The 24537-nt window shown below is 46.4% G+C and carries 27 protein-coding genes and 1 rRNA gene; 26 read left to right on the top strand and 2 right to left on the bottom strand.

The features are described 5' to 3' along the window. Nucleotides 1-68: 68 nt before the first annotated feature. Complete coding sequence (locus G358_RS33460) at nucleotides 69-374, top strand: hypothetical protein (protein WP_169447432.1); 306 nt, start codon at nucleotides 69-71, stop codon at nucleotides 372-374. Here G358_RS33460 and G358_RS0112405 read toward each other — a convergent pair. Continuing rightward, the gene (locus G358_RS0112405; protein WP_019637551.1) at nucleotides 371-673 is read right to left on the bottom strand and encodes a hypothetical protein; all 303 of its coding nucleotides are present in this window, start codon (nucleotides 671-673) and stop codon (nucleotides 371-373) included. The genes G358_RS33460 and G358_RS0112405 overlap by 4 nt on opposite strands. Before the next feature lie 188 nt (nucleotides 674-861). Here G358_RS0112405 and uptA point away from each other — a divergent pair, with 188 nt between their 5' ends. The 23 genes from uptA to G358_RS0112280 all read left to right on the top strand — a co-directional run bounded on the left by uptA (nucleotide 862) and on the right by G358_RS0112280 (nucleotide 22476). Next, a complete protein-coding gene (gene uptA / locus G358_RS0112395; RefSeq protein WP_019637549.1) occupies nucleotides 862-1476 on the top strand; it encodes an undecaprenyl phosphate transporter UptA in 615 nt (204 codons plus the stop codon). Between the two features lies 1 nt (nucleotide 1477). Continuing rightward, nucleotides 1478-2044, top strand: a complete 567-nt coding sequence (locus tag G358_RS0112390; protein ID WP_019637548.1) for a thioredoxin family protein — start codon at nucleotides 1478-1480, stop codon at nucleotides 2042-2044. A gap of 1 nt (nucleotide 2045) precedes the next feature. After that, the gene (locus tag G358_RS0112385; RefSeq protein ID WP_019637547.1) at nucleotides 2046-2672 is read left to right on the top strand and encodes an MBL fold metallo-hydrolase; all 627 of its coding nucleotides are present in this window, start codon (nucleotides 2046-2048) and stop codon (nucleotides 2670-2672) included. A gap of 223 nt (nucleotides 2673-2895) precedes the next feature. Continuing rightward, nucleotides 2896-3093, top strand: a complete 198-nt coding sequence (locus G358_RS33070) for a hypothetical protein (RefSeq protein ID WP_157274352.1) — start codon at nucleotides 2896-2898, stop codon at nucleotides 3091-3093. Nucleotides 3094-3232: 139 nt separating this feature from the next. Then, the gene (sigY, locus tag G358_RS0112375) at nucleotides 3233-3763 is read left to right on the top strand and encodes an RNA polymerase sigma factor SigY (RefSeq protein ID WP_019637545.1); all 531 of its coding nucleotides are present in this window, start codon (nucleotides 3233-3235) and stop codon (nucleotides 3761-3763) included. Continuing rightward, nucleotides 3753-4088, top strand: a complete 336-nt coding sequence (locus G358_RS0112370; protein WP_019637544.1) for a DUF5345 family protein — start codon at nucleotides 3753-3755, stop codon at nucleotides 4086-4088. Before sigY ends, G358_RS0112370 begins: the two co-directional genes overlap by 11 nt. Then, the gene (locus G358_RS0112365) at nucleotides 4085-4315 is read left to right on the top strand and encodes a hypothetical protein (RefSeq protein WP_019637543.1); all 231 of its coding nucleotides are present in this window, start codon (nucleotides 4085-4087) and stop codon (nucleotides 4313-4315) included. Before G358_RS0112370 ends, G358_RS0112365 begins: the two co-directional genes overlap by 4 nt. 11 nt (nucleotides 4316-4326) lie before the next feature. Continuing rightward, on the top strand, nucleotides 4327-4515 hold the full coding sequence (locus tag G358_RS0112360; RefSeq protein WP_019637542.1) for a PLD nuclease N-terminal domain-containing protein: 189 nt from the start codon (nucleotides 4327-4329) through the stop codon (nucleotides 4513-4515). Next, a complete protein-coding gene (locus tag G358_RS0112355; RefSeq protein ID WP_019637541.1) occupies nucleotides 4516-5433 on the top strand; it encodes an ABC transporter ATP-binding protein in 918 nt (305 codons plus the stop codon). After that, nucleotides 5430-6215 carry an ABC transporter permease gene (locus G358_RS0112350; RefSeq protein WP_019637540.1) on the top strand — a complete coding sequence of 262 codons (786 nt, stop codon included), beginning with the start codon at nucleotides 5430-5432 and terminating at the stop codon, nucleotides 6213-6215. The genes G358_RS0112355 and G358_RS0112350 overlap by 4 nt, the downstream gene beginning before the upstream one ends. Nucleotides 6216-6331: 116 nt before the next feature. Then, nucleotides 6332-6715 (top strand): hypothetical protein, encoded by a 384-nt coding sequence (locus tag G358_RS0112345; RefSeq protein WP_019637539.1) that lies wholly within the window; start codon nucleotides 6332-6334, stop codon nucleotides 6713-6715. 234 nt (nucleotides 6716-6949) lie between these two features. Continuing rightward, complete coding sequence (gene gatC / locus G358_RS0112340; RefSeq protein WP_019637538.1) at nucleotides 6950-7237, top strand: Asp-tRNA(Asn)/Glu-tRNA(Gln) amidotransferase subunit GatC; 288 nt, start codon at nucleotides 6950-6952, stop codon at nucleotides 7235-7237. Nucleotides 7238-7458: 221 nt separating this feature from the next. Beyond that, nucleotides 7459-8913: an Asp-tRNA(Asn)/Glu-tRNA(Gln) amidotransferase subunit GatA gene (gene gatA, locus G358_RS0112335; protein WP_019637537.1), complete on the top strand. Its 1455-nt coding sequence runs from the start codon at nucleotides 7459-7461 to the stop codon at nucleotides 8911-8913. A 44-nt stretch (nucleotides 8914-8957) separates the two neighbouring features. After that, a complete protein-coding gene (gatB, locus tag G358_RS0112330) occupies nucleotides 8958-10397 on the top strand; it encodes an Asp-tRNA(Asn)/Glu-tRNA(Gln) amidotransferase subunit GatB (protein WP_019637536.1) in 1440 nt (479 codons plus the stop codon). A 53-nt stretch (nucleotides 10398-10450) separates the two neighbouring features. Continuing rightward, the gene (locus G358_RS0112325; protein WP_019637535.1) at nucleotides 10451-10912 is read left to right on the top strand and encodes a GNAT family N-acetyltransferase; all 462 of its coding nucleotides are present in this window, start codon (nucleotides 10451-10453) and stop codon (nucleotides 10910-10912) included. A 229-nt stretch (nucleotides 10913-11141) separates the two neighbouring features. Beyond that, nucleotides 11142-12284: an N-acetyltransferase DgcN family protein gene (locus G358_RS0112320; protein ID WP_019637534.1), complete on the top strand. Its 1143-nt coding sequence runs from the start codon at nucleotides 11142-11144 to the stop codon at nucleotides 12282-12284. A gap of 20 nt (nucleotides 12285-12304) precedes the next feature. Then, entirely contained in the window at nucleotides 12305-13450 is a 1146-nt protein-coding gene (locus tag G358_RS0112315) for a DUF1611 domain-containing protein (RefSeq protein ID WP_019637533.1), read from the top strand. A 440-nt stretch (nucleotides 13451-13890) separates the two neighbouring features. Further along, nucleotides 13891-15129 carry a Coenzyme F420 hydrogenase/dehydrogenase, beta subunit C-terminal domain gene (locus tag G358_RS0112310; protein WP_019637532.1) on the top strand — a complete coding sequence of 413 codons (1239 nt, stop codon included), beginning with the start codon at nucleotides 13891-13893 and terminating at the stop codon, nucleotides 15127-15129. After that, nucleotides 15092-16468 carry a 3-phosphoshikimate 1-carboxyvinyltransferase gene (gene aroA / locus G358_RS0112305; RefSeq protein ID WP_019637531.1) on the top strand — a complete coding sequence of 459 codons (1377 nt, stop codon included), beginning with the start codon at nucleotides 15092-15094 and terminating at the stop codon, nucleotides 16466-16468. Before G358_RS0112310 ends, aroA begins: the two co-directional genes overlap by 38 nt. 87 nt (nucleotides 16469-16555) lie before the next feature. Next, nucleotides 16556-17926: an MATE family efflux transporter gene (locus tag G358_RS0112300; protein WP_019637530.1), complete on the top strand. Its 1371-nt coding sequence runs from the start codon at nucleotides 16556-16558 to the stop codon at nucleotides 17924-17926. 293 nt (nucleotides 17927-18219) lie between these two features. Further along, entirely contained in the window at nucleotides 18220-19944 is a 1725-nt protein-coding gene (locus G358_RS30050; RefSeq protein WP_019637529.1) for a DUF4097 family beta strand repeat-containing protein, read from the top strand. Between the two features lie 251 nt (nucleotides 19945-20195). After that, the gene (locus tag G358_RS0112290) at nucleotides 20196-20621 is read left to right on the top strand and encodes a Fur family transcriptional regulator (RefSeq protein WP_019637528.1); all 426 of its coding nucleotides are present in this window, start codon (nucleotides 20196-20198) and stop codon (nucleotides 20619-20621) included. A 184-nt stretch (nucleotides 20622-20805) separates the two neighbouring features. Continuing rightward, nucleotides 20806-22476, top strand: coding sequence for a glycosyl hydrolase family 18 protein (locus G358_RS0112280; protein ID WP_019637526.1), 1671 nt, complete (start codon nucleotides 20806-20808; stop codon nucleotides 22474-22476). Nucleotides 22477-22671: 195 nt separating this feature from the next. Here the strand turns inward: G358_RS0112280 and G358_RS0112275 are convergent, their stop codons facing one another. Beyond that, entirely contained in the window at nucleotides 22672-23049 is a 378-nt protein-coding gene (locus G358_RS0112275) for a YgzB family protein (RefSeq protein ID WP_019637525.1), read from the bottom strand. 118 nt (nucleotides 23050-23167) lie between these two features. On the opposite strand from G358_RS0112275, the gene G358_RS0112270 reads away from it, so the two are divergent. Together G358_RS0112270 and G358_RS0112265 are read left to right on the top strand one after the other, a co-directional pair. Next, nucleotides 23168-24055: a nucleotidyltransferase-like protein gene (locus G358_RS0112270; protein WP_157274351.1), complete on the top strand. Its 888-nt coding sequence runs from the start codon at nucleotides 23168-23170 to the stop codon at nucleotides 24053-24055. A 385-nt stretch (nucleotides 24056-24440) separates the two neighbouring features. Next, a 16S ribosomal RNA gene (locus G358_RS0112265) occupies nucleotides 24441-24537 on the top strand; the annotation flags it as partial.

Below are 24537 nucleotides of genomic sequence, written 5' to 3'. Positions count from 1 at the left end.
CCGGCCCACAACCACTGCCCAGCACGCAGACTCTGTCCGGCCCACAACCACTGCCCAGCACGCCACCGATGGAGGCCATTGCTGCCTGGGAGCAGGCCGTGCAGCTTGACCTGTATAGCAGGAAGAGGCAGACGGAGGCGTTAAGCAGCCTTGCTTCCCTCGCCCGCAAGCTGCAGGATCATCGCCCGCAGGAGGCTATGGCCGCTGCCGTGGCAGGGTACAAGCTGTACATCCGCTACGAGGAGCTCGCCAAGCATCTTGCGGGCGCAGCAAGCCTGCGCAATGATCGGCGTTTTATCGTGACGGCCGAGGCAAAGTACAGGGGGCGTGAGCTGGGAGAGCACGTCATCCGCCACTCTCCCAATCTTCCCTAGCCGCCGAAAGCAGCCCGAAATGCATTCGATAAAGTCTCACGATCGAGGCTCCACAGCTCGGCGAGTTCAGGGCTGACCTCTTTATCCCACCAGTCTGCAAGCAGTTTGCGGTTGCTGCTGTTTTCATGGATCCAGAGCAGGTTGGCAATCACTTTTTTATAGTAAAGCGTCTCTCCCGCTTCGAGCTGATCTTGGGGAATATATACACCCAGCCGCTTGATCGTCCGGTATAACTCCTTGCTGCAGCCCCGGCGGATTTTACGTGGTGTCGGGAGGGCTGTTTGATGCTTGCCGTGCATCTTGTTCAGGCTGACCGCCTCCTTTCTTACAGCATATGCGCCAGTAATCGGGCGGGACACTGCGGTGCGTACGATTAACGGATGGAAACCAGTGAACAGCGTCTTAGCAGCAATCAAACTAGAAGGCATGTCTAAGGCTATGATAGAATAGACTGGAGTTAAGAAGATTTTCGGGGAGAGGACGAGCTGTGGAATGGTTGTCAAGTGTAGTCGGAGTATTGTTTGAATGGATACAGCAGCTAGGGTATTTTGGTATTATGCTCGGATTGATGATCGAGGTTATACCGAGTGAAATCGTGCTTGCTTACGGAGGCTATCTTGTATACACAGATCGCATAAGCTTCATCGGGGCTGTTATATTCGGTGTAATCGGGGGTGTAATTGCCCAGTTGTTCGTATATTGGATCGGGCGTTACGGAGGACGGCCTATTTTGGAGCGGTACGGCAAATACATTCTAATCCAAAAGAAGCACATCGACTTATCCGAGACCTGGTTTCTAAAATACGGGTCAGGGGTTATTTTTACCGCACGCTTCATACCGGTAGTCAGACACGCAATCTCTATTCCAGCGGGTATGGCTAAGATGCCTGTAAGCAAGTTTTTATGGCTCACTACTCTAGCCGTAATTCCATGGTCGATACTATTCGTCTACTTAGGCATGGTTTTAGGGGAACAGTGGCAGGCTATTGATGAAAAGGCGGGGCCGTATATTATGCCGATTCTCCTCGGAGCCCTTGCATTGATGATCGGGTATTTTATCGTGAAATGGTATAGCGCGAACAAAAGGAAGGGAGAGGTTTGATATGAGCGTAAATTTAAAACATAAATTTGGCAAGGGGATTACGCCGCAGCAGTTCATGGAGGGAATGCAGCGGAATAAAGAAGCGTTCCAATCCGGTTATGATGGTTTTAAATGGGTAAATGAAGAAGACCGTGTATTTTTTGAGAGCTTGCAAAAAAGAGATGATCTGCGTGTGCTTATTTTGGCGGCAGACTGGTGCGGAGACGTGATTCGCAGTGTGCCGGTTGTTTTCCGGGCGCTGGAAGCAGCAGGCATTGTGACCGAAATTCTCATCTTGGAGGATCATCAGGATGTTATGGACCACTTCCTGACCATGGGGGGCCGTGCCGTTCCGATTGTTATCGTGGCGGATAAAGACGGAAATGTGCATGACCATTGGGGGCCGCGTCCGGCCGATGTGCAGCAGCTCATGATCCGCTTCAAACAGGAGAACCCGGATCGCGAAGCTGTGGACTACCAGGAGAAAATCGCCGTCGTCCGCGAACAAATGGCTGTGAAATACGAAGAAGGAGCGGGAGTAAACGGCAAGGTCGTATCCGAACTGCGCGCGGTGCTCTCCAAATTTTAACATGCTGAACATCGAGACATTTTCATTAGGACCACTGCAGACCAATGCTTATTTGATTCGCGGGGAAGAGGAGGGGAAGGCCGTCATCGTCGATCCCGGAATGAACCCTGCTCCCTTGATTCGCAAAATTGAAGGGCTTGAAATCGAAGCAATCCTGCTGACGCACGCCCATTTCGATCATATCGGGGGAGTGGAGGAAATTCGCCGTCTGAAGCAGTGTCCGGTTTATTTGCATTCCCTTGAAAGCGACTGGCTGACGACGCCAGCGCTAAACGGCTCGCTTCGCTGGGCGGAAGTATCGCCTCCTATTCAGAGCGATGCGGCGGAATATGAGCTTGCCGAGGGGCAGAAGCTGAAGCTGATCGGCCATGAGTTTACCGTATTCCATACGCCGGGTCATTCCCCGGGCAGCGTCAGTTTCCTATGCGGAAACGATCTGTTCTCTGGCGATGTGCTGTTTCGGATGAGTATAGGCCGTACGGATTTGCCGGGGGGCCGTGAGGCCGACCTGTACAATTCTATCCGCGGCAAGCTGTATCGTCTGCCGGACGAGGTTACTGTTTATCCAGGACATGGGCCCAAAACGACGATCGGATTCGAAAAAGCGAATAATCCGTACGTTTCCTAAGCGAAAGATGAGTTTTGATGAGGATTTTTTACAAAAAGCGCAAAAATACTAGACAAAAGAACTGTGATTTGCTAGGATGTATATTAATTAAATGTTTGTAACCTTTGCGAAGCACGCAAGCTGTGGAATAATCCCGGTTTGCGTTCTTTTTTGTCTTTTTTCGGATTTGCGGGATAATTGCACGCAGCAGGTCGTTCGGCAAGATCAGGAAGGAGAGCGAAATATGAAGCGCAGCGTATATTATGTTACGGATTCAAGCTCCAGTTATCATCAGGGGAAGAGCAGAGAGCAAATGACGGTAGCGGAGACTTCTATGACTGATATGTCCCCTGGATGGCGCCAAGCCGTCATGGCTGCAGGCGTTATCGGTCAACCTTGGCATCATAAGCTGATGCAAATACGCAAAGAATTATATAAGTAGGCATGCTCGGCAGAGCTGAATGAGCGGTATGGCATCCCTTCATTCAGCTCTATTTTTTTGAAAATAAATTTCTATCCTGTTGAACGATTTGGGCTGCCTGGACGTACTATAGGTGCTATCGACAAAAAGGGGTGACGCGATGCCGCAGGAGAGGGAATGGATCAAACGTGCTAAACATGGAGATGCTGCCGCTCTCGCCTCACTTATACAACATCATTATTCTTTTGTGTACAAATACTTGGTCAAGGTAACCATGGATCCTAAAATGGCCGAGGATTTGACTCAGGATACGATGCTGAAATGTATGGAAAATATACAAAGATACGATGGAACCTCCGCTTTCTCCTCATGGCTCATGACGATAGGGACACGGTTGTTCATCGATGTAACCCGCCGCCGGAAGAGGGAACGGCAATGGCTGGCACAGAACCGCAGCTTAAACCGGTTAAAGTGGCATTTTGAGGCGAATCAGGAGGAATGGAGTGAATTGCTAGAGCTGTTGTCCAGGCTGTCTCCCGAGCACCGGATAGCGATCCTGCTGAAGCATTATTACGGATATAGCTACGATGAAATCGGGAGCATGCTGAATGTTCCCGCAGGTACAGTTAAATCCCGAGTAGCTTATGGATTACGTGAATTGCGAAAGGAGTTGAATCCACATGAATCATAACGGACAAGACAGGGAGCGGGAGGATGAGCTTATCCAGGAGCTGTTGAAGGATTTGCAGACGTTGGATCGCGTTGTTCCCGAGAAGAGAGGGCCTTCAGCCGAGTCTTGGGAGTTTATCGTGAAAGAACGCTGGCGCATAATATCTTGGATGAGAAAATGGGAGGTCCTGCTGTTCTGTTTGGTTGCCCTGCTAATGATTGGTGGTGGTTTCCTGTTCCTGCTAACGATTCCGGTAATGTACGTTTTACTGCAAGGAGTTGGAGTCATCGCGGCAGTAGCGGTTGGCGTAGCGTTGCGTCCAGCCCGGAGGGGGAGGGTCGAATGAATATGCCGCTAATGGTTTATTCGGAGCCGCTGCCTCCATGGTGGGTGTTCGTGTTATCCGCTCTCTTGCTGCTCGTTCAAGGAACGTGGATGTTTATCGATGCCCGCAAACGGGGGAGAAAAGCCTGGTTCTGGGGATTATGGGGAGTGATCAATTGCCCCAGTTCATTGATTGTATATTTGCTTGTCGTCGTGTGGGCTGATTATCGAAATAGAAAAAAAGAATAGAGGGATAAAAGGTGAACATCAATTGGGGATTGCTCGCACCCGTTATCGCATTACAAATCATACTCATGCTTACAGCCCTCATTTCGCTGGCCCGGGCGGAATCCGTGAAGGGGGCCAAATGGATTTGGGCTCTGGTTATCCTCTTTGGAAATATAGTAGGGAGCATCATTTATTTTATAGCTGGAAGGAATGAGGCCTGAATGACATTTCTTCATGTCGATATGCTGACTAAAAGTTTTGGTTCTACCACTCCGGTCAAAGGGATCTCCTTTGAGCTGGAGAGAGGAAGCTGCACAGCGCTGCTTGGGCCGAATGGGGCTGGTAAGACGACGACGATGCGGATGATTGCCGGATTGATTGCTCCGTCCGCGGGACGAATTTCCTTTCAGGGACAGCATCATTCTAATGGAGAATACCGTTCGCTGATCGGATATTTGCCGCAGCATCCCGCGTTTTATGGCTGGATGACCGGACAGGAATTCGTAATGTATGCGGCCTGTTTAAGCGGAATGAGCCGTAAAGATGCCCGCCGGCGGACAACCTTCGTGTTGGAACAGGTTGGTTTGGCTGAAGCGGCAAAGCGGCGGATTGCGGGGTATTCCGGAGGAATGAAACAGCGGCTTGGCTTGGCGCAGGCGCTGGTTCACCGGCCGCCGCTGCTGCTTCTCGATGAGCCGGTATCGGCGCTTGATCCGATCGGGCGCCGCGAGGTTATCAATTTGCTGCAGTCGCTCCTTACGGAGACGACGATTTTATTCTCCACTCATGTGCTGCCTGACGCGGAAGAGGTCTGTGACCGGATTATGATGATGCGGGACGGAGAGATCGTGGAGAATGGAGAACTGCAGGTGCTTGCCGATAAATATCGGCGTCCGCAGCTCATCATTCAGGTGGAACGGAATAATGCGGCTAATGAGTGGCTGCAGTCGCTCCGGAGCCGTCCGTTTATCCAAGATGCGCAGTTCCAAGGCAGCACCGCTCAGTTAACCGTCAATAATATGGAAGAAGCCAGACGAATCATTTTGGACGAGGTTTCTTCACGGGATATCCCATTGCTAAGCTTTCAGTCGGGCACAACCTCGCTCGAAGAAATGTTCATGAAGGTGGTGACAGCATGAGGCAAACATGGCTGATTTACCGTAAGGAGATGCTCGGCATGACCCGCAGCTATCAGCTGCTCTGGGTTCCCGTCGTGATCATGCTGCTCGTCGTCATGCAGCCGATAACTTCGTATTATTTGCCGGATATATTGGCTGCTTCCGGCAGCATGCCCGAGGAACTGCTCGCGGGCTTCCCGATTCCCGGATCTGCTGAGGTGATGGTGAGCGTGCTGGGACAGTACAGCTCCTTTGGCGTACTCATTTTTGTAATTGCGGGAATGCAGGTAGTCGCCGGCGAGCGTTATGGAGGAACGGCTGCTTTGGTGCTTGTCCGGCCTGTAAGCTCGGCTTCGTTCATTTGCGCCAAGTGGGCTGGTCAAATGACTTTAATGCTTATCTCCTTCGTGACGAGTTATGCAGCCGCATGGTACTACACCGTGCTGTTGCTCGGCCCCGTGTCCTGGCGAGAAGGATTGATTGCCGGAGGGTTATACATTTTGTGGCTTACATTTGCCATATCCTTGACCGTTCTGTTCAGTACACTGTTACGCGGCAGCGTGGCTGCTGTGATTTCACTATTGCTTATCGCCGGGATATCATTAGGACACAGTCTTGCACCTTCTTGGTTTGCCTGGAGCCCGGCCCGGCTGCTAATGATAGCTGCTGCCGCAATTCCCGGTTCTCCGCTGGATTCGGTACTTTTTCCAACTATAACCACCTTATTACTGTGTCTTGCTTGTTTAGTTGCCGCCATTTGGAGCTTGCGCCGTCAAGGCATACCTGATTTAAGAGGCGATTAAGCGAATTATCCTCATTTTGCCCAGGAATCGAATAAATCCCTGAAATGCTTGACCAATCTCGCTTCTTTTTAGTAGGATAGTAAAATAACTGACAGTAATAATCAGGGAGGTAGACGATGCTGCAATTGGGAGAGAAAGTTGTTATCGTCGGCGATGCTTTTGAGCAGAATCTTCCTGTTGGGGAATATGGCTATATTATTGCTTATGACCGTAATCCGGACAATGTGTTTGATTATGTTATCCGGTCTCCAAAGACTGGGCGGAACTACTTTGTCCCATCGCAGGATGTGGAATCCGAAGAGCGGCTGATTGAGCAAGAAGTAGAGCGCACCACCCAGGAAGCGTTGATTGACTACGCGTTGGCTACGTACAATGAGAAGTTGTTCCACCAGGTCATCAATGGAGAAGATCCTTACGCGGAGGAGCAAGAGGAACCAACAAAGGAAGTTATGTCTCAGGCAGAATTCATCAAGCAGGTGAATTTGCGAGCTTGGATTTAGGAAAAAGGTCGGCGATGCCGGCCTTTTTTGAATTGTTATGAATATATGAATTTTTTCATTTTTAGAAACGCCCGCAGCCCCAGGAAGCGTAAGAGGGGAACGGCTTTTCCCGGGCTGCGCGTTAATGGATTGAATTGTGGAATGATCTACAATATAATTTTATTCATCTATGTGGACATGATAGAATGAACAAATCAAGTCCCGTCAGGGAGAAGGTACGAGGAGGATTACGAAATGAGCATCGAGAGCAAAGATGTTGAGCATGTGGCCCGGCTGGCCCGTTTGAATTTAACCGATGAAGAGAGGGAACTCTTTACGGAGCAATTAAGCGCTATTTTAAAATATGCCGAGAAGTTGAATGAGCTGGATACGGACGATGTAGAGCCGACAACTCATGTGCTTCCTCTCAGTAATGTTATGCGGGATGATGTGGTGGAAGAGAGCTTGTCTCAAGAGAAGGTGTTCCGCAATGCACCTGATGAAGAGGATGGTCAATTTAAAGTGCCTGCGGTGCTGGAGTAGCAGCGGCTGCGGCCATGCTAGAATAGCAACTGTAATAGCAGCAACAGCAACTTCAACAACAGTAATACATCGAATTGTAATAACAGCCTTAGCAGTGTTCAGGCGAGCCGTGTGGCCAGGACAGCCAATAAGCAACCCTAGCAAGAAAGCAAGAAACAGCAAGGCAGCGAATGTGCTGGCTATGTGGACGAGCTTGCCTAATTTGGAAGGAGGAAGCGGTTGTGACGCTTTTTGATTTACGTTTAAAGGATTTACATAACCAGCTCCGTAATAAGGAGATATCGGTTACCGATGTGGTTAATGAGGCTTTTGCCAAAATAGGTGAAAGAGATGAAAAAATCGGCGCTTATTTAACTTTGAATGAAGAGGGCGCGCGTGCCGAAGCAGCTCGATTGGATGACAAGCTGGCTAGCGGAGAAGACCTTGGGCTCTTGTTCGGCTTGCCTGTCGGGGTGAAGGACAATATGGTGACAGAGGGAATTCGCACGACTTGTGCGAGCCATTTTTTGTCCAATTATGACCCTATTTACAACGGGACGGTCATATCCAAGCTGAAGCAGGCTGATTCTATCCTGATCGGCAAGCTGAACATGGACGAATTCGCAATGGGCGGATCCAATGAAAGTTCGCACTTCCATCCGGTGCGCAATCCATGGGATTTCACCCGGGTACCAGGCGGCTCAAGCGGTGGGTCTGCTGCTGCTGTTGCCGCGGGAGAAGCTTATTTTACACTGGGTTCCGACACGGGAGGTTCTATTCGCCAGCCTGCGTCGTATTGCGGTGTGGTAGGTTTGAAGCCGACCTATGGCCTCGTATCGAGATATGGGGTTGTTGCTTTTGCTTCTTCACTGGATCAGATTGGACCGATTACGAAAAATGTAGAGGATGCCGCTCATGTTCTGCAGGCGATTGCCGGCTATGATCCGAAGGATTCAACCTCGGCCAAAGTGGACGTTCCGAATTACGCAAGTGCCTTGACCGGAGACATCGCTGGGCTGCGCATCGCTGTTCCTAAAGAATACCTGGAGGGTATCGATCCACAAGTCAAGGCTTCCGTTATGGAGGCATTACGTCTACTGGAAAGTCTCGGTGCGGTTTGGGAGGAAGTATCGCTTCCACATACCGAATATGCGGTTGCCGCTTACTATTTGCTCTCATCCTCGGAGGCTTCCTCCAATCTGTCGCGCTTTGACGGCATTCGCTATGGCGTACGAGCAGAACAGACGGGTGGCCTGCTTGATTTGTATCACGAATCTCGCAGCCAAGGCTTCGGTCCGGAAGTGAAACGGCGGATTATGCTGGGGACTTATGCGCTTAGCTCCGGCTACTATGATGCTTACTATCTAAAAGCTCTGAAAGTGCGCACCCTGATCAAGCGTGATTTCGACCAAACGTTTGAGAAATATGATGCGATTGTTGGCCCGACAACGCCGACGACTGCATTCTCTATGGGATCGCAGGTGGATGACCCGCTTACTATGTATTTGAACGATATTTTGACTATTCCGGTCAGTCTCGCCGGCATGCCGGCAATTAGCGTGCCTTGCGGATTTTCGCAAGGACTTCCGATCGGCTTGCAATTTATCGGCAAAGCGTTTGACGAGAGTACGATACTGCGGTTAGCTCATGCGTTTGAAGCGAATAGTGACCATCACAAGCAGCGTCCATCGCTGTAAATAAATCGCATTGGTGTTTCACAAAAGTGTTCAGGAGGATCAATATGTCAACATCCAAATATGAAACAGTTATCGGGCTGGAAGTGCATGTGGAACTGCATACGAAGTCGAAGATTTTTTGCGGTTGTTCTACGGAATTCGGTGCGCCGCCTAACAGCCATACATGTCCGGTCTGTCTCGGACATCCGGGAGTGCTGCCTGTGCTTAACCGTCAGGCTGTAGATTACGCGATGAAAGCCGCGATGGCTCTGAATTGCGAAGTCGGAGATGTCAGCAAATTTGACCGTAAAAACTATTTCTACCCCGATTCGCCGAAGGCTTATCAAATTTCCCAATTCGATAAACCGATCGGGGAAAATGGGTACATCGACATCGAGGTCGACGGCAAAACAAAGCGAATTGGCATTACGCGCCTTCACCTGGAGGAAGATGCCGGCAAGCTGACCCATATCGAAGGAGGTTACGCTTCATTGGTCGATTTCAACCGTGTCGGTACTCCGCTGGTGGAAATCGTTTCTGAACCGGAAATTTCCTCGCCTGAGGAGGCGCGGGCTTATTTGGAGAAGCTGCGCGCTATTATGCAATATTGCGATGTATCCGATGTGAAGATGGAAGAAGGTTCCATGCGCTGTGACGCCAACATTAGTCTGCGGCCTGTAGGACAGAAGGAGTTGGGCACACGTGCCGAGTTGAAAAATATGAACTCGTTCCGCGGCGTCCTGCGGGGTCTGGAATACGAGCAATATCGCCAAGCGGAAATACTGGATGACGGTGGCGAGGTTGTGCAGGAGACACGGCGCTGGGATGAGGCGCAAGGCAAGACGTTCTCTATGCGGAGCAAGGAAGAAGCGCACGACTACCGCTACTTCCCTGACCCGGATTTGGTTACAATACACATAGACCAAGCGTGGAAGGATCGGATTAGAGCTTCCATTCCTGAACTTCCGGATGCCCGTAAGGCGCGGTATACGGAGCAATTCGGCCTGCCGGGTTACGACGCTGAGGTGATTACTACCTCTAAAGCGCTGGCTGATCTGTTTGAGAGCAGTCTCGAATACACGGCGGATGCTAAATCTGTATCGAACTGGATTATGGGAGATTTGCTTGGCTATTTGAATAGCAACGGATTGGAACTGACTGACGTCAAATTGACCGGGCAAGGACTTGGTGAAATGATCGGTTTGATTGAGAAAGGGACGATCAGCTCCAAAATTGCCAAGACTGTATTTAAGCAAATGCTGGAGAGTGGCAAGCTGCCGCAGCAAATCGTTGAGGAACAGGGGCTTGTTCAAATTAGTGATGAAGGGGCAATCCTTGCGATTGTCAATGAGGTTATCGCTGACAATCCGGCTTCTGTTGAGGATTATAAAGCTGGTAAAGAGAAGGCCATTGGCTTCCTGGTTGGTCAGGTTATGAAGCGCAGTAAAGGAAAAGCCAATCCAGGACTTGTTAATAAGCTGTTAGTGGATGTTTTGAAAGGCTAGGTATACTGCACAAGACGAGATCGTGAACGTTATTGGGACAAGGGGGCAAATGTATGATTGTACCGCTGTCGCTGCAAGATCCGGATACAGTTGAACAGGTGTGGGGCTTGCAGCACGCTGCGTACCGTCTTGAGGCATACGCGGTAGGGCTTAAACATTTGCCTCCGCTTCCTGATACGTTTGAAACATTAAGGGATAGTTCCGAATCGTTTTATGGTTATGTGACCTCGGATGGAGATATTCTAGGAGTGATTGCTGTTGTTGTGAAAACGGACGGAGTTATTGAGATTACACGCCTTATGGTACATCCGCAGCATCTTCGGAAAGGCATAGGCAGGGCGATGCTGGAGTATATCACTCAGATTCATTCTGAAGTTGGGAAATTCATTGTAACTGCTGGAACTTTGAATGTCCCTGCCGTTTCTCTCTATCAACAGTTCGGATTTATACCGACCGAGACACTTACGGCCATGACAGAGGTGAAGTTGACCGTATTTCATTTAGATCGACGTTAGGAGTCCATTAACTATACTGATTTATCATTTTAGAAACTCTCCAATCTGTGGGGAGTTTTTTCTTTTTTCTTAACCTACTCGTGCTAAGTTAGCATAACTAAATTATGCTAAAAAAAAAAATCAAACGTTTGCACAAAACTATTGAAAGCGTATTAAATGTAGAGTAGTATAAATCTACACAATGTAAAAATATGACATCAAAATAAATAAAAAGGAGGTAATGTTTTAAATGGAAAAAGTCGCGGTGTATCCATTTAACAAAATCACACAGGGCCTTGTGAGGTTTAGGGATCTAGCAGAGTATTCTGTCATTACAGTTATTGATTTTATTCTTCACTCCGGTGAGGATGCGGGAAGGGTTATTGAAGGGAAACCGTGCGGTATTCCTATTACAAATAATTTAGAGGAGGCGCTCAATTCAGTAGATACGTTAATTCTGAATGATCCCGGGACTTCATTCGGCAATAACCTTGGAGTTTACAGCGAATATAATTTAAAAGAACTTTGGAGACTACTGGTTTTAACTGCACATGAGAAAAATATAAAGGTGGTGAGCGTTCACGAGATTTTTGATGAGGAAACGCTGACCTGGTTGAAAGATAATGTAATTACGATTCATATTGATCCTCAAATTCCTGCCTCTATAGAACAACGCTTAAATGAAGAGTATGCATTTCCCCTATCTGATGACGTTTCCACATATTTAAACTATTTTGCTCTAGATCATAAGATATCAGGCTATAACCAAAAAATTTGTAAAGTCGGTATATTTGCAACGCGAGGCTGTTTGGGTAAATTCACCTCACAAATGACATTATTCCGAGAGTTGAAGCAGCAAGGACAACAGGTGAAAGCTATGATTACCGAGCCTACGGCCCCACTCTTCGCTCAGCCTGGCGGGGATATTATGAAGTTCATCTCACATAGGAGTTTGGGACAGTATCCTTACTACATCCATGCCGCTGTACGGGACGCGGAGCTTGAAGGTTACGATTATTTTCTATTGTCTAGTCAGGGCTCCTTGTTGCCTAATGAGAATTTTGTAATTGCCGCAACGAAAATATCTTATCTCGCCGCATTTCGTCCTGACGTGACTATTCTGATCGTCGGCTATGATGATGATGAACAAATCAGTGATTGCTTGGATCTGTTACGCATCTACGCAAACGGCAGTAGACCTCTTGCCTTATTGATTCCTGACAAGATAGAAATAGATTTTGGCAAGTATATTCTCAAGACGAAGGATGAAATTCAACAACGCAAAGAGCACCTCAAGCGTAAATTTGATATTAATCATGTCGAGTGTGTGTTGGATGTTCATTTGCTGGCCGATCCATTGATAGATTTCAACAGGACTGCAATCAAAAATTAGATTATTGGGGTGAATTGTTCATGAAAAGAGTTGCCGTGTACCCTTTTAACAAAATTACACAGGGACTGATCCGTTTCCGAGATTTGCTTGATTTTCAGATTGTCTCTGTGATCGATTTTGTGTTTCATTCCGGTGATGACGCAGGAGCGATTATCGAGGGACAAGGAGCAAACATTCCGATTTATAGCTCGATAGCAAAGGGATTGGATCAAGTTGATACTCTAATACTAAGTGATCCGGGCACATATTTTGGAGGCAATCAAGGCGTCATGGAGGAGCATGATCTAGTAACTTTGTGGAGAGACTTAGTTCTCGCCGCTTCTGCCAGACAAATTCAGGTTGTTAGCGTACATGAAATTTACGATGAAGCCACGCTCAATTGGATAAATACCAATCGCGTGCAGATCAATGTGAATTATAGTTTCAGCCACTCTTTACTTACGGAAATAGATCATAAATACGACACGAGCGGCACGAGAATTGAGAATTACCTTAAGCAATTTAAAAATGAAGAAAAGATGTTCGCCGCGACAAAAAGTATTAAACGAATAGGGGTATTTGCGACAAGAGGATGCATCGGAAAGTTTACGACACAAATGAACTTATATAGGGAGTTTAAGAAATCCGGCATAGAGATTGGCGCACTTATTACGGAGCCAACAGGCTTCTTATTCAATCAGCCCGAGGGGGATATCTTTAAATTTTTGGCTCATAGGCCTTTGGAGAAATATCCGTACTATATTGACGCGGTTGTCCATGAATCCGAGCAGAATGGATTGGATTGGATCATTATGGCTGGACAGAGTTCAATACTCCCGACTTCAAATATTGTTTTTAATTCCGTTCGTTTTGCTATGCTGAAAGCCTTTCATCCGAATTATAACTTGCTGATCGTCGGCTACGATGATGATGATCAAATTGAAGAGGCTATCCAAATGTTAACGATCTATTCAATACGGCCAATGGCATTACTCCTGCCTGATAAAATCGAAATATCTTATGGACAATACAAAATTTTTAGCCGGGAAATAAGAGAGAAGCGCAAAGAGAAATTACGTGAGAAATTTGATGTTCAAGTAGAATTCATAGAGAATATGGCAAAAATCAAGGAAATGCTTCTTGAGTATGATCTTGCCTCTGATCAGGGGGAATATGTTGGATTCTAGGCACAGTATTTATCAGATTGTGACGGATCCGGATAATCGGAGGATGATGAGTTCATTTGACGGGATGACGCGGGCCTATAGAATCATAGCCACGTGCTGCTCGCTGTAATCAATTTGAATGAAGAGAAGGCACTTCTGAAACCTGTTCGAACGCCGTTGCCTTCGGGACGTTATTTCAGCGAATTACATGAGGTGTTTCATACAGAAGGGATTTGTACCAACTCTAGTGGAAACGTTTGCGCGTTCGATTTAGATCCTTTGACCGCATCTTTGTACTCCTATGTCAGTTTTGATCTGAAAAATGCTTATACGGTTGGTCGGATATTAGTATAAAGGAGCAGTTAGTCGAAACGAGATGCGACATAGCGGAAGGCAAGTTGAATTGGAAACTCATCTCGTCTGCAATCACTCTATTAATTTATAGAAGAGAGGAATGTAGAATGTATGCGGCATCGTTTCTGAGCTTGAAGGAAAATATTATCAATAACGACCTGTGTACTTCGTGCAGTCTATGCGTCGCTGCGTGTCCCAAAGAATTGTTGAGCATGAGTCACGATGCTGTTCCGCTACCCTTATTCCAGGAACATATAACGGCGGCTGCTGATGTTTGTGGGGATTGTCGCCTGTGTTCTGACATTTGCCCTGGATATGATACAGGAACAAGCGAATCGGAGCTTAGAATTTTCGGCAGAAATCGTACGGAAAAGGAACGGTGGGTTGGGATACATCAATCGGTGCATCAGCTTGCAGCAATCGATCCAGCAATAATTAATAAAGTGGCCGCAGGCGGTGCGGGAACTATTCTAGCTATCACAGCTCTGGAAGAGAAACTCGTAGATGCCATGATTGTTGTCGGACGGGATGAGGCTAGTCCCTGGATTCCTAAGGCATATATAACTGACTCGATAGAAAAGGTCATCGAGTGTGCTCAATCCAGTTATTGCATTACTCCCAATCTCGAGCTGTTAAAAGACCCGCGTTACAACAAAATTGGTATTATCGGCATGCCCTGTCAAATTCAGGGGGTCAATAAACTGTTAAATCTCAAACACTGTCCTGAGGCTGCCTCGTTGGCCGAAAAAGTGGTATTCACCCTAGAACTGGGGTGCGCTTCTAGTACATCTTTAGAGGGGACGGAGCACCTGATCACTAGTATATTAAACGTCAAATTAGAAGACGTTGCATACATGCGTTATCGTGACGGTGAGTACCCGGGGAAATTTGTTATTAGAACGAAAGAGGGAACAGAGCATGCTTTACCGTTTTACAGACTTGTTGAAGAATTTAAAAAGTATAAAACATTCAGGTGTTTATCATGTCCTGATTGGTGGTCCGGGATCGCGGATATATCCATAGCGGACGGAGACCCTAATATTTTTGATTCAAGCAAAACAGAAAGAAACACTAAACCGACATCCACAGTCATGGTACGTACACAAATCGGCCAGCGATTAATTCAACATGCTCAACAACGAAGCTATATCGAATTATATCCGTACTACTTCGAGAACAATCTCGGATTGGAACGCAAACGTCAACGTTATCGCAGCTATGTCGCAGCAGGCCATAGGGTTATTCCTTTGCCTTCCGGTGTTGATGCCGACTATACACAAATATTATCGGACGATGAGGTGATAAGAAATGGCATTGGGGACGAAAAAGCACATCAGCATAAATGAACGCCGAAATTCGTTTGATATTCGAATCAAGTCGAATCTGGCAAGACAAGATTTAATATTTAGCACTGTGCCTGGTGATAAATCCATTTCCCAGCGGGCTGTCATTTTGAATGCTATAGCTAACGGTACAGGGGTGGTACGGAATGTATTAAAATCGGATGATATTGAGAACTGCATTCGCAGTTTGCAACTTCTGGGGGTGCAGTGCACTTGGGATCGTGATGATCTATTCATAGAAGGTGTGGGATTATCTGGTTTGAAGCAACCTCAGTGCAGGCTTGAGATTGGGAATACAGCCACATCGGCAAGGTTACTATTATCGATTTTAGGAGGCTCTCCGTTTAATACTGAGTTATCAGGCAACCCGCTCCTGTCCAAAAGACCTATGGATTGGGTAGGGCGGCCTTTGATTGAAATGGGAGCCAAGATCAATTATATGGAAAGGACGGGCTGCCTGCCATTGGAAGTGACAGGAGCTTATCCCTTGAACCCTATTCACGTCGATGCGACAGTGGCCAGTGCCCAAGAGAAATCGGCGATACTTTTCGCGGGATTGTTCAGTAATGGGACAACCAGCTACAAGCAGCTATGTCAAAGCCGCGATCATACGGAAAGATTAATGCAGTATTTTGGAATTGATATTGACGCGAAGGAACAAATAACGACAATTACTGGCGGTAAAGCTTTCGATTGTAAAGAAGTAATTGTCCCCGGGGACATGTCGTCAGCCGCCTTTTTGTTATCGGCCTATGCGATACGCAGGAAGGAACATAAAGGGCATCTATTAATTAAAGATATCGGCGTTAATCCAACAAGACTAGGTTTTGTAAATGAATTGCAAAAAAGAGGGATGAATATTTCATTGGAAAAGCAGCGAATGCTGGTTTCAAATGAACCTGTTGCCGATCTATTCTGCACTCCAGGTAGAACCCTTAGTACAGGACATGTCGAAGGAGTTGAATTCGTGCAGAGCCTGATTGATGAAGTGCCCTTGCTGGCTGCAATCTCGGCTTTTACCGATGGAATTTCTGTTATTAAAGATTGCAGCGAACTACAAGATAAGGATACTAACCGATTGGAAACAACCGCAATGGTGTTGAGTCGATTTGGTATCGAAGTAACTTGTGATAGCAATGAGATCATGGTTGTTGGAGGCAAACCATTGACACCGGCCATAGTTGATAGTTGTGGGGATCATCGGATTGCCATGATGGCGGCAGTTGTTGCTAGTAGTATGGAGGAGCCCTCTATCGTACGCAATTGTGGATGTATTTCCGTTTCTTACCCTACATTTTTAGAAGATCTGTCTCGGTTTGCTGATATTGAGGTGTTGAATTAAACCTTTTATCCAAGCGCTTAACTTGTATTTTGTACGGTGCGATTAGGAATACAATTTCTTGGCGAGAGATGCAGGTGGATGTTATTGATGAATGAGACCGGAAAGAAGCTGTCTTTATTTGCGTTAACCTGGCCTATTTTTATTGAGATGCTACTTGGAATGCTGATGGGCAACATCGATACATTCATGCTTAGTCATTATTCTGACGAAGCTGTAGCAGCCGTAGGAGTGGCTAATCAAATCCTGTTCTTTGTGAACTTGATGTTTAATGTGGTGTCAGCGGGCACAAGTATTATTATCGCCCAAAACTTAGGGGCGGGAAGACATAAATCGGCGACAGAAGTCGCTTCGGTTGCAATTGTGTTGAATATGATATTTGGCCTAGTCGTCAGTGCTCTGCTGCTCAGTGGGGGGGGATTTGTATTCCGTCTGATGAATATTCCGGAGGAACTGGCTCCTGATGCATCCGTTTATTTAATGCTTACTGGAGGGTTTGTGTTCATTGAGGCCGTTAGGTTGACCTTGTCGACAATTATTCGTAGTCACGGCTTCACACGATTGACAATGTATGTGGCGTTTGGGATAAACGTAATTCATTTGTTCGGTAATTACGCGGTCTTGTATGGTTCGTTTGGATATCCATTTTCCGGAATTACAGGTGTCGCGTTATCTACTGTGTTCTCCAGAATGATTGGGCTGGTACTGCTTTTCATTCTATTAATTGTCAAAACGGATTTTCGTCCTCGACTTAGGGAGCTTCGGATTACAATGATTAAAGCTCACGCCGGAGCGTTGTTTAAAATCGGTATTCCGACGGCCGGAGAGAGCTTCTTCTCGACCTTGGCGCAAATATCCATTACATCTTTCATTGCACTAGTAGGTGCGCAGGCACTATCGGCTAAGATTTATGCGCAGAATATCGGTATGTTTAACAATTTGTTTACGATTTCGCTGGCATTGGCCACAGAAATTCTGATTGGTCGCTTAATCGGTGCCAAGCTTTTTGATGAGGCCTACATTCGTGGTAAGCAGTACGCTAGAGCAGCTGCACTTGTATCTGCATGCTCAGCATTGCTTATTGCTCTAGCATCTGGTGTACTGGTCGGATTATTTACCGATGACGAAATTATAATTCGTCAGGTCGTCTATTTATTATGGCTATCAGTATTGCTGGAATCTGGACGTGCGGGGAATTTAATTCTCATTAATGTGTTGCGAGCAGCTGGTGATGTAAAGGCGCCCGTCTATATTACAGTTTCTTCGGTATGGTTAGTCAGTGTCTCACTATCTTATTTATTTGGGGTTTATTTCGGATGGGGGATGGTAGGGGTATACATTGCATTTATAGTGGATGAGTGGCTTAAAACGATTCTGCTGCGTTACAGATGGAAATCTCGACGCTGGGAAAGTATCGACCTGATCGGGCGAGAGGCCAGCAGGGGACATGTTCCTTTTTAAATTGCAAAATTAAAGCATCCATATTCCTTATTGGGGTATGGGTGTTTTTGTTTGGAGATTTGAAGCGACGAGTTACGGTGACGTGTCCAGTACATCCCAAGTTACTAATAGGGTGGAAATAGGTTATTATTAGTCAAAGGAGTTTTAAGATATCTTGCTGAGAGAGTGCGTTCGCAGAGAAATATTATTGTTGAGGGGAGATGATGACAGCGGATAGAGCTCCCTTGAATGATCAGACTCTAGTCAAGGTGCCTACCAGGGGGTACAAACCCAGAAGGCGCAAACGAAAATTTATGGCTTGCATGTTGTCGGCCTTGTTTCCGGGTCTAGGCCATCTTTATTTACGCATGTTTTGGCGTGGAATAGCGATTATTTATTTTTTGATTTTGGATGCTACAGCTTTGATTTATTTTTCGTCGATTCGGATGACGATAAATATTCCGCTGCTTTTTTTACTCGGTATTATTATTCCGGTCATGTATTTTTACAGCATTTACGACGTGCTCCAATCTACAGATGCAGTCAATGCGAGGATAAGGAACGAAACAGAGGAAGAAACGACGGCTGCCCCATGCTCGAGAGGCGAGATCTGGAAAGGAAGCATGTCCGGGCTGCTGCTAATCATCGGAGGGGGAGTTGTATTCCTGCTTAGCCAAAAGCCCCCCTGGCTTTCGATAATCATACAGGCAGGAGGCGGCTATGCGGTTTCCGCTTTACTTATAATTGGCGGTCTGCTGTTGCTGTTTCGGGAGTACCGCCGGCGCTTTTTTAGAACCGGAAGATTGACCGCATCGCTGCTGCTTATAGCTGTAGGAGTACTTCTATTTACCGATGTAGTGTCGGGAAGTAATTATATGCTTCGTTTATTGAATTGGTGGCCGTTGCTCCTTGTAGTAGCAGGCATTGAACAAATATGTGTATTTCTATGGAACCGCCGGAGAATATCCCAGCCTATTCGCGTGCTCCGCATCGATATAAAAGGGCTTCTTCTTTCGCTGTTTCTGGCGTTTTCGGTATTCGCAGTTACGCAGCAGGACCACTACATGCACTTATGGAATCGGGTGAGTCTTGATTTGACGGCGGCGGGCACTGATTTTAGCGCTGAGGAAGGATATAAACTGGTTAAAGAGCCGCTGGAAATTCCCATTGATTTAAGCACGGAACAAATTGTCATTAACGGTATTAATGGTAATATCGATGTAAGAAGGGCAGAACTTGAAGGAATTCGCGTGGAATCGACGGTCTGGGTAGATCAATTGCCAGATGAGGAAGCGCGGCAAGTTGCCGAGGACACGATGATTCAGGTAACCGAGGGCAAGGCTTTGACTTTGAATGTAAAGGATCAGGTTTATGGCAGTTCTGGAAAACGGCATCCCCGTATGAATTTAACAGTTGTGTTGCCGGAGAATCGATATTTGGACGTTGATATAAGTACATCAAGCGGCAAAATCCGCATGAGCGGTATAAGGGCTTTAAAGCAAATTAAGCTGCAGACCGGAAACGGGGATTTGAAGCTGTGGGATGTGAATGGTGAAATTACGGCAAAGACGCTTAATGGAGATGCGGAAATGTACCGTATTTTCGGCAGTGTTAATGTAGATACCCAAGGCGGCAACATGATGGGGAACATGATCACCGGGCAGGTTACCATGTCCACTTTGGTAGGGAATATTGCCGTTCTTAACGCTGAGGATAATATTCATGCGGTCACAAAAAATGGCAATATTGTCGTTGGAGGCGCCATGGCAGCCCTCAAGGCTGAATCGTTGAATGGCAAGATCGAGATTGAGTCCCCGAAAATCGAGGGGGATTGGAATGTCTACAGCGCCGTAGGCGAGATGACGTTGCGTATTCCAGAGGAAGGAAACTACACGTTAGAGGGATCGAGCGGGTATGGGGATATTTCGACAGACCTCCCTTTTGACATTAACAATAAAGTAATAAGCGGTCAGGCGGGTACAGGGGAATATTTGGTGAAGGTTGAGGGGAATAGCAACCTAATTGTGAATAAATACTGAATACGTCCCCTTAAAGGATTCATCGTCTACTCCTTCAGTTGCCCTCCGTTGACAAAAGAATTATTGTAAAAGTACAATAAAGTTGTAAGAAGTTTGATTTGCATTATATTATTTAGTTCATGTTTAAAAAGTCATCTAAAGCCAGCATCAAGATGGTTGCGAGAGATTGGACTTTTTGAATGTCCTCTTAGTAGTTCATATGTATACAGAAGAGGAGTTTATGAACAACCTCTTAAAAGGCGGTGGACATAATGACTACGCGCGTACAGCATGCCTTGGAACAGTTGAAGATCAATGGCGTCCGTATTACGCCGCAACGTCATGCCATTTTAGCTTTTCTTATGGAATCGATGGGCCACCCGACGGCGGATGAGATCTACCGTTCACTAGCCCCTCGTTTTCCTAATATGAGCGTGGCTACGGTATATAACAATCTGAAAATGTTTATTGAGGCTGGCATGGTTCGAGAACTGACTTATGGGGATAATTCCAGTCGTTTTGATGCAGATGTCTCGAATCATTATCATGTCATATGTGAGAAATGCGGTAAAATTAAAGACTTTACCTATTCCTCTCTGGAGGATGTGGAACAAAAGGCCGAAGAGATGACTGGTTTCCAGGTGCATGGTCACCGAATGGAGCTTTATGGGGTTTGCGGCGAATGCCGGGAACAATAATCATTTGACCTGCGGGTTTGGAAGAACGTGATGGATTCCTTCGTGAATTCTTCACGTTTTTATTTTTTGATGAATTGTACCCTCTGGCGCAGTTATTATCATTTATATATGGAGGTATTTAAGATTGAGAAGCAGAAAAACGGCTCGGCCAAAGCGCAGGCGCGGTAGTGGACTGAAGTGGTTTATGGTGCTTGTGTTGATTGCAGCCGGTGCATATTGGGCAGCATCTGAGTTTTTACCGAGTCGGGAGCGAGCGGAACCGGAGTGGAAGGGAAAGTTTGAGCAGCCTATTTTTGTCCAAGGGGAAGTGATGGATTTACCGGCTGCAGGCAGTGGAGACGGATTAAAGCTGCCTTTTAAGGTGATTAAGTCGGTGATTGACCCGAATATCAGGTATGAAGAAGAGACGAAGTCGGTCATTCTTACTACGCAGCGCAAGCTTGTTCTTATGAAAACGAATGAAGTGAACGGAAAAATTAACAATAAGCCGGTTCAACTGCTGTTTACACCGGAGGAGAAGGATGGGAATTTATACTTGCCAACCGATCTTCTCAAAGAATTGTATGGCATTGAGATTCATGAGGATAGTGATTCCGGGGCAGTGCTGCTATATCGGGCTGGTGAAAAAATTCAAATGGCTCATATACAAGCCTCTGGCCGTAAAAAGGATGCTCCTGTCGCTTTACGGAAAGGGGAAAGCATTCACACCCCTATTTTAGCGGACATGAAGCCGGGGCAGAACTTGCGAATTTTGCAAGAGACCGATGCTTGGTATTATGCCCAGTTGGACAACGGGTATACGGGATTCGTACAGAAGAAAAATGCTGTTCTCGATGAAGAGGTGGTCATACCGCCGCTCGAAGAACAGGATGTGCCTCCCGCCAAGAAAAAGTGGCAATCCAAGGTTGTTAATTTGACTTGGGAGGCGGTTTACAATGTTGCGCCTAAGCCGGCTTCGATCGGGGATCTGCCTGGCGTAAATGTAGTTAGCCCGACATGGTTCTCGCTTGTGGACGGGAAAGGCAATGTACAGAGTAAGGCAGACCGCGCTTATGTTAAATGGGCGCATAGCCGGGGAATGCAAGTATGGGGGCTGTTCAGCAATAGCTTCGAACCTAATATTACCACGGAATCCTTATCGACCTTTGAGCGCCGGATTACGACTATTTTACAAATGCTTCATTATGCAAAATTATATGATTTAGACGGAATTAATATCGATTATGAAAATGTTCATACGAAGGACGGGGCCAACTTGACCCAATTTATGAGGGAGTTATGGCCGCTTGCCCAGGAGCAGGGATTAGTAATATCCATTGACGTGACTCCGAAGTCGAACAGTGAAATGTGGTCAGCATTTCTTGACCGCCGTTCTTTGGCTGAAGTTACCGATTATTTGATTGTAATGGCATATGACGAACATTGGGCAGCAAGTCCAGTATCGGGATCGGTTGCCTCCCTGCCGTGGGCCCGATCTTCCATGACACGCATTATTGAGGAGGATGACGTTCCGCCAGGCAAGCTTATTTTAGGCATTCCGTTGTATACGCGGGTGTGGACGGAGACGGAAGAAGATGGCGGCACGAAAGTGAAGTCGAAAGCTATTGGTATGAAAAAGGCCCAGGAGATCGTTAAGGAGAAATCCTTGAAGCCTCAATTATCGCAAGAAACCGGCCAGAATTATGTAGAATACCGCGAAGATGGCGCGCTTCACCGGATTTGGCTGGAAGATAAGGAATCGCTGGCCCGCCGGGTAGAATTGGCGAAATCACTCCAACTTGGAGGCATTGCTACTTGGAATCGGAGCTTTGCGTCGAGCGAGGCTTGGGAAGTGTTGAGTCAAATTACGGAGTAGCTCCGCAGAACCGATAGCAAGCCTAAATAATTGGATAAAGCGCATCTGCTTGCTTGTGAGCGAAAAAGCTTATCCGACCTTTATTGGATATCGTTTGCCTGGAGGCTAAAGAGCCTGAGGCAAGATAGTATGTCTAGGTGATTGTATAAATAAAAAGGCGGGGCTTTGAGCCCGCCTTTTTATTTTCGTAAAATATTATTTTGCTGCTTGTGTAGCCGCTTTTTGCTCCTCCAATTGCTCTGCAGTAATATTGGCTTTTGCCGGATCTAACGTAAGTATGGTTTTACAGAACATACAGCGGTCCGTTTTGCCAAGCATTTTAGTTAATTTGTGGCATTCCGGGCATTCCAATTGAACGGCTGAAGTAGACAGCATACCGGCGATGAAATAAATGGCCAGGCTTCCAAGCATGAAGATGAGCCCGATAGCCAATCCGATTCCAGCGATAATTTTGCCGGATTGCCCCCAAAAGACGATGCCTGCTGTACCTAGTATCATAAGTCCCATGCCGAACATTGTGAGGAGAAGGCCCCATAATCGAAACTCATTGATTTTGCTTGATTTAAAGAACATTTGAGAAACCTCAATTCATTATTTATTAGATCGCTGCTTAAAAAAGCAGGAAACTTCAATGCAGCGTAGAACTATATTATAACGAATTGGCAGGGGAACGCCAAGCTAGGAGGGTATCGTGGAACCAACCATTTTTTCATTAATGGATGAAGAAAGCACCGGTCGTCAAGCGATCGGCGCTATCGGATATCGTTTTAACAGCGGGGAACTTCTTAGCCCGCTTTTTTATGACTTTGAGCTGGCGGTAATAGCAGTCTATGAAGGAATAGATGATGCGGAAATCGAAATCGAGCATTGTACAAACGGAGATACGCATTACGAACTGCTTTATATTGGTAAGAAAGATTTGAAACGCTGGGTGATGACCGGACAGAACCGGGAAATTGTACAGTGTTTTTTACATGGGGAAATTATTTGGGATGTAGAGGGTAAATTGGCCCGGCTGCGTAATGAACTTATTAAATCTGGAGATGGATTAAGGGAGCAGCGCAAGTTAAAGGAATTTGCCGACTTTCTTAATCTGTATATAGAAGCAAAGTACTACACACAGGAGCATGATTATTTGGATGCTTATTATTGTGTGCTGCAAGCTCTAAGACATCACGCACGAATTGAACTGATCGAGCAAGGAATCTCGCCGAAGCGCAGTGTTTGGGAACAGGTGCGTCCGCTGAACTCGGTCGTTTATAAACTGTATGATGAACTTACCGAAAGTAAGGAAACGCTGGAACAGCGAGTCCAGCTTGCCATGCTGGCTTGTGAGTTCACAATTATGTCCAAAATGGCCGAATGCTGTTCCGTTTTACTCCGTATACTTTCTAGCCGCAAGGAGGCATGGAGTATTCAAGAGCTGGCAGCGTTGCCTGAATTATTTGAAGTCAGGGAAGAAATGCCGATGATTTTAAGAAAACTGGTGCATCATTCGTTGGCTAAGGAAGTAATAAATGAGCCTAAAGATAGCTCTGGGGCTGGGCGCGAGATCAAGTATTCGGCGGGCAAATTCTGATGTAAATCATTTCTAAATAAATAAGTATAAATAGAGATTGACTCTGATGTATGATCTGTGTTAAATTAAATCTCGCCCCTTCAAGGCACCAAGTTATAAAGAAGCTTGCACGGGTAACAGCCTAAAAAGTTTTTTGAAAAAACTTGTTGACTTAAATCGGGTGAACGTGATATATTATAAGAGTCGCTGCTGAAACAACGGTGACACACGAAATAAGGTTTGATCTTTGAAAACTGAACAACGAGTGAGCGGGTTTCACGCAAGTGAAATCTAATAATAGAGTCAGATGCAAATCTGATCTCGTCAGATTCAAAATGAGCTATCAGCTTATTCGATAATCGGATGGAGCGCCTCTTGCTTTCGGGCGAGAGCACTTATCCGAACTTTATTGGAGAGTTTGATCCTGGCTCAGGACGAACGCTGGCGGCGTGCCTAATACATGCAAGTCGAGCGAGGTTATTTTGGAAGCTTGCTTCCGAAAT

Source organism: Paenibacillus fonticola DSM 21315 (genome assembly GCF_000381905.1).
In the GTDB taxonomy this organism is placed as follows: domain Bacteria; phylum Bacillota; class Bacilli; order Paenibacillales; family Paenibacillaceae; genus Fontibacillus; species Fontibacillus fonticola.
Note: the sequence above shows the minus strand (reverse complement) of the source record. Positions and strands in the feature narration are given on the sequence as shown.

Bases quoted from the DNA above. Each gene is read 5' to 3' on its own strand.
- gatC (WP_019637538.1), top strand. From the start codon at position 6,950: ATGAGCATCGAGAGCAAAGATGTTGAGCATGTGGCCCGGCTGGCCCGT.
- aroA (WP_019637531.1), top strand. From the start codon at position 15,092: ATGGCATTGGGGACGAAAAAGCACATCAGCATAAATGAACGCCGAAAT.
- G358_RS0112315 (WP_019637533.1), top strand. From the start codon at position 12,305: ATGAAAAGAGTTGCCGTGTACCCTTTTAACAAAATTACACAGGGACTG.
- sigY (WP_019637545.1), top strand. From the start codon at position 3,233: ATGCCGCAGGAGAGGGAATGGATCAAACGTGCTAAACATGGAGATGCT.
- G358_RS0112365 (WP_019637543.1), top strand. From the start codon at position 4,085: ATGAATATGCCGCTAATGGTTTATTCGGAGCCGCTGCCTCCATGGTGG.
- gatB (WP_019637536.1), top strand. From the start codon at position 8,958: ATGTCAACATCCAAATATGAAACAGTTATCGGGCTGGAAGTGCATGTG.
- G358_RS0112385 (WP_019637547.1), top strand. From the start codon at position 2,046: ATGCTGAACATCGAGACATTTTCATTAGGACCACTGCAGACCAATGCT.
- G358_RS0112290 (WP_019637528.1), top strand. From the start codon at position 20,196: ATGACTACGCGCGTACAGCATGCCTTGGAACAGTTGAAGATCAATGGC.
- G358_RS0112280 (WP_019637526.1), top strand. From the start codon at position 20,806: ATGGTGCTTGTGTTGATTGCAGCCGGTGCATATTGGGCAGCATCTGAG.
- G358_RS0112405 (WP_019637551.1), bottom strand. From the start codon at position 673: ATGCACGGCAAGCATCAAACAGCCCTCCCGACACCACGTAAAATCCGC.
- G358_RS0112370 (WP_019637544.1), top strand. From the start codon at position 3,753: ATGAATCATAACGGACAAGACAGGGAGCGGGAGGATGAGCTTATCCAG.
- G358_RS33460 (WP_169447432.1), top strand. From the start codon at position 69: ATGGAGGCCATTGCTGCCTGGGAGCAGGCCGTGCAGCTTGACCTGTAT.
- G358_RS0112350 (WP_019637540.1), top strand. From the start codon at position 5,430: ATGAGGCAAACATGGCTGATTTACCGTAAGGAGATGCTCGGCATGACC.
- G358_RS0112300 (WP_019637530.1), top strand. From the start codon at position 16,556: ATGAATGAGACCGGAAAGAAGCTGTCTTTATTTGCGTTAACCTGGCCT.
- G358_RS0112390 (WP_019637548.1), top strand. From the start codon at position 1,478: ATGAGCGTAAATTTAAAACATAAATTTGGCAAGGGGATTACGCCGCAG.
- G358_RS33070 (WP_157274352.1), top strand. From the start codon at position 2,896: ATGAAGCGCAGCGTATATTATGTTACGGATTCAAGCTCCAGTTATCAT.
- G358_RS0112310 (WP_019637532.1), top strand. From the start codon at position 13,891: ATGTATGCGGCATCGTTTCTGAGCTTGAAGGAAAATATTATCAATAAC.
- G358_RS0112355 (WP_019637541.1), top strand. From the start codon at position 4,516: ATGACATTTCTTCATGTCGATATGCTGACTAAAAGTTTTGGTTCTACC.
- G358_RS30050 (WP_019637529.1), top strand. From the start codon at position 18,220: ATGGCTTGCATGTTGTCGGCCTTGTTTCCGGGTCTAGGCCATCTTTAT.
- G358_RS0112275 (WP_019637525.1), bottom strand. From the start codon at position 23,049: ATGTTCTTTAAATCAAGCAAAATCAATGAGTTTCGATTATGGGGCCTT.
- G358_RS0112320 (WP_019637534.1), top strand. From the start codon at position 11,142: ATGGAAAAAGTCGCGGTGTATCCATTTAACAAAATCACACAGGGCCTT.
- G358_RS0112325 (WP_019637535.1), top strand. From the start codon at position 10,451: ATGATTGTACCGCTGTCGCTGCAAGATCCGGATACAGTTGAACAGGTG.
- G358_RS0112345 (WP_019637539.1), top strand. From the start codon at position 6,332: ATGCTGCAATTGGGAGAGAAAGTTGTTATCGTCGGCGATGCTTTTGAG.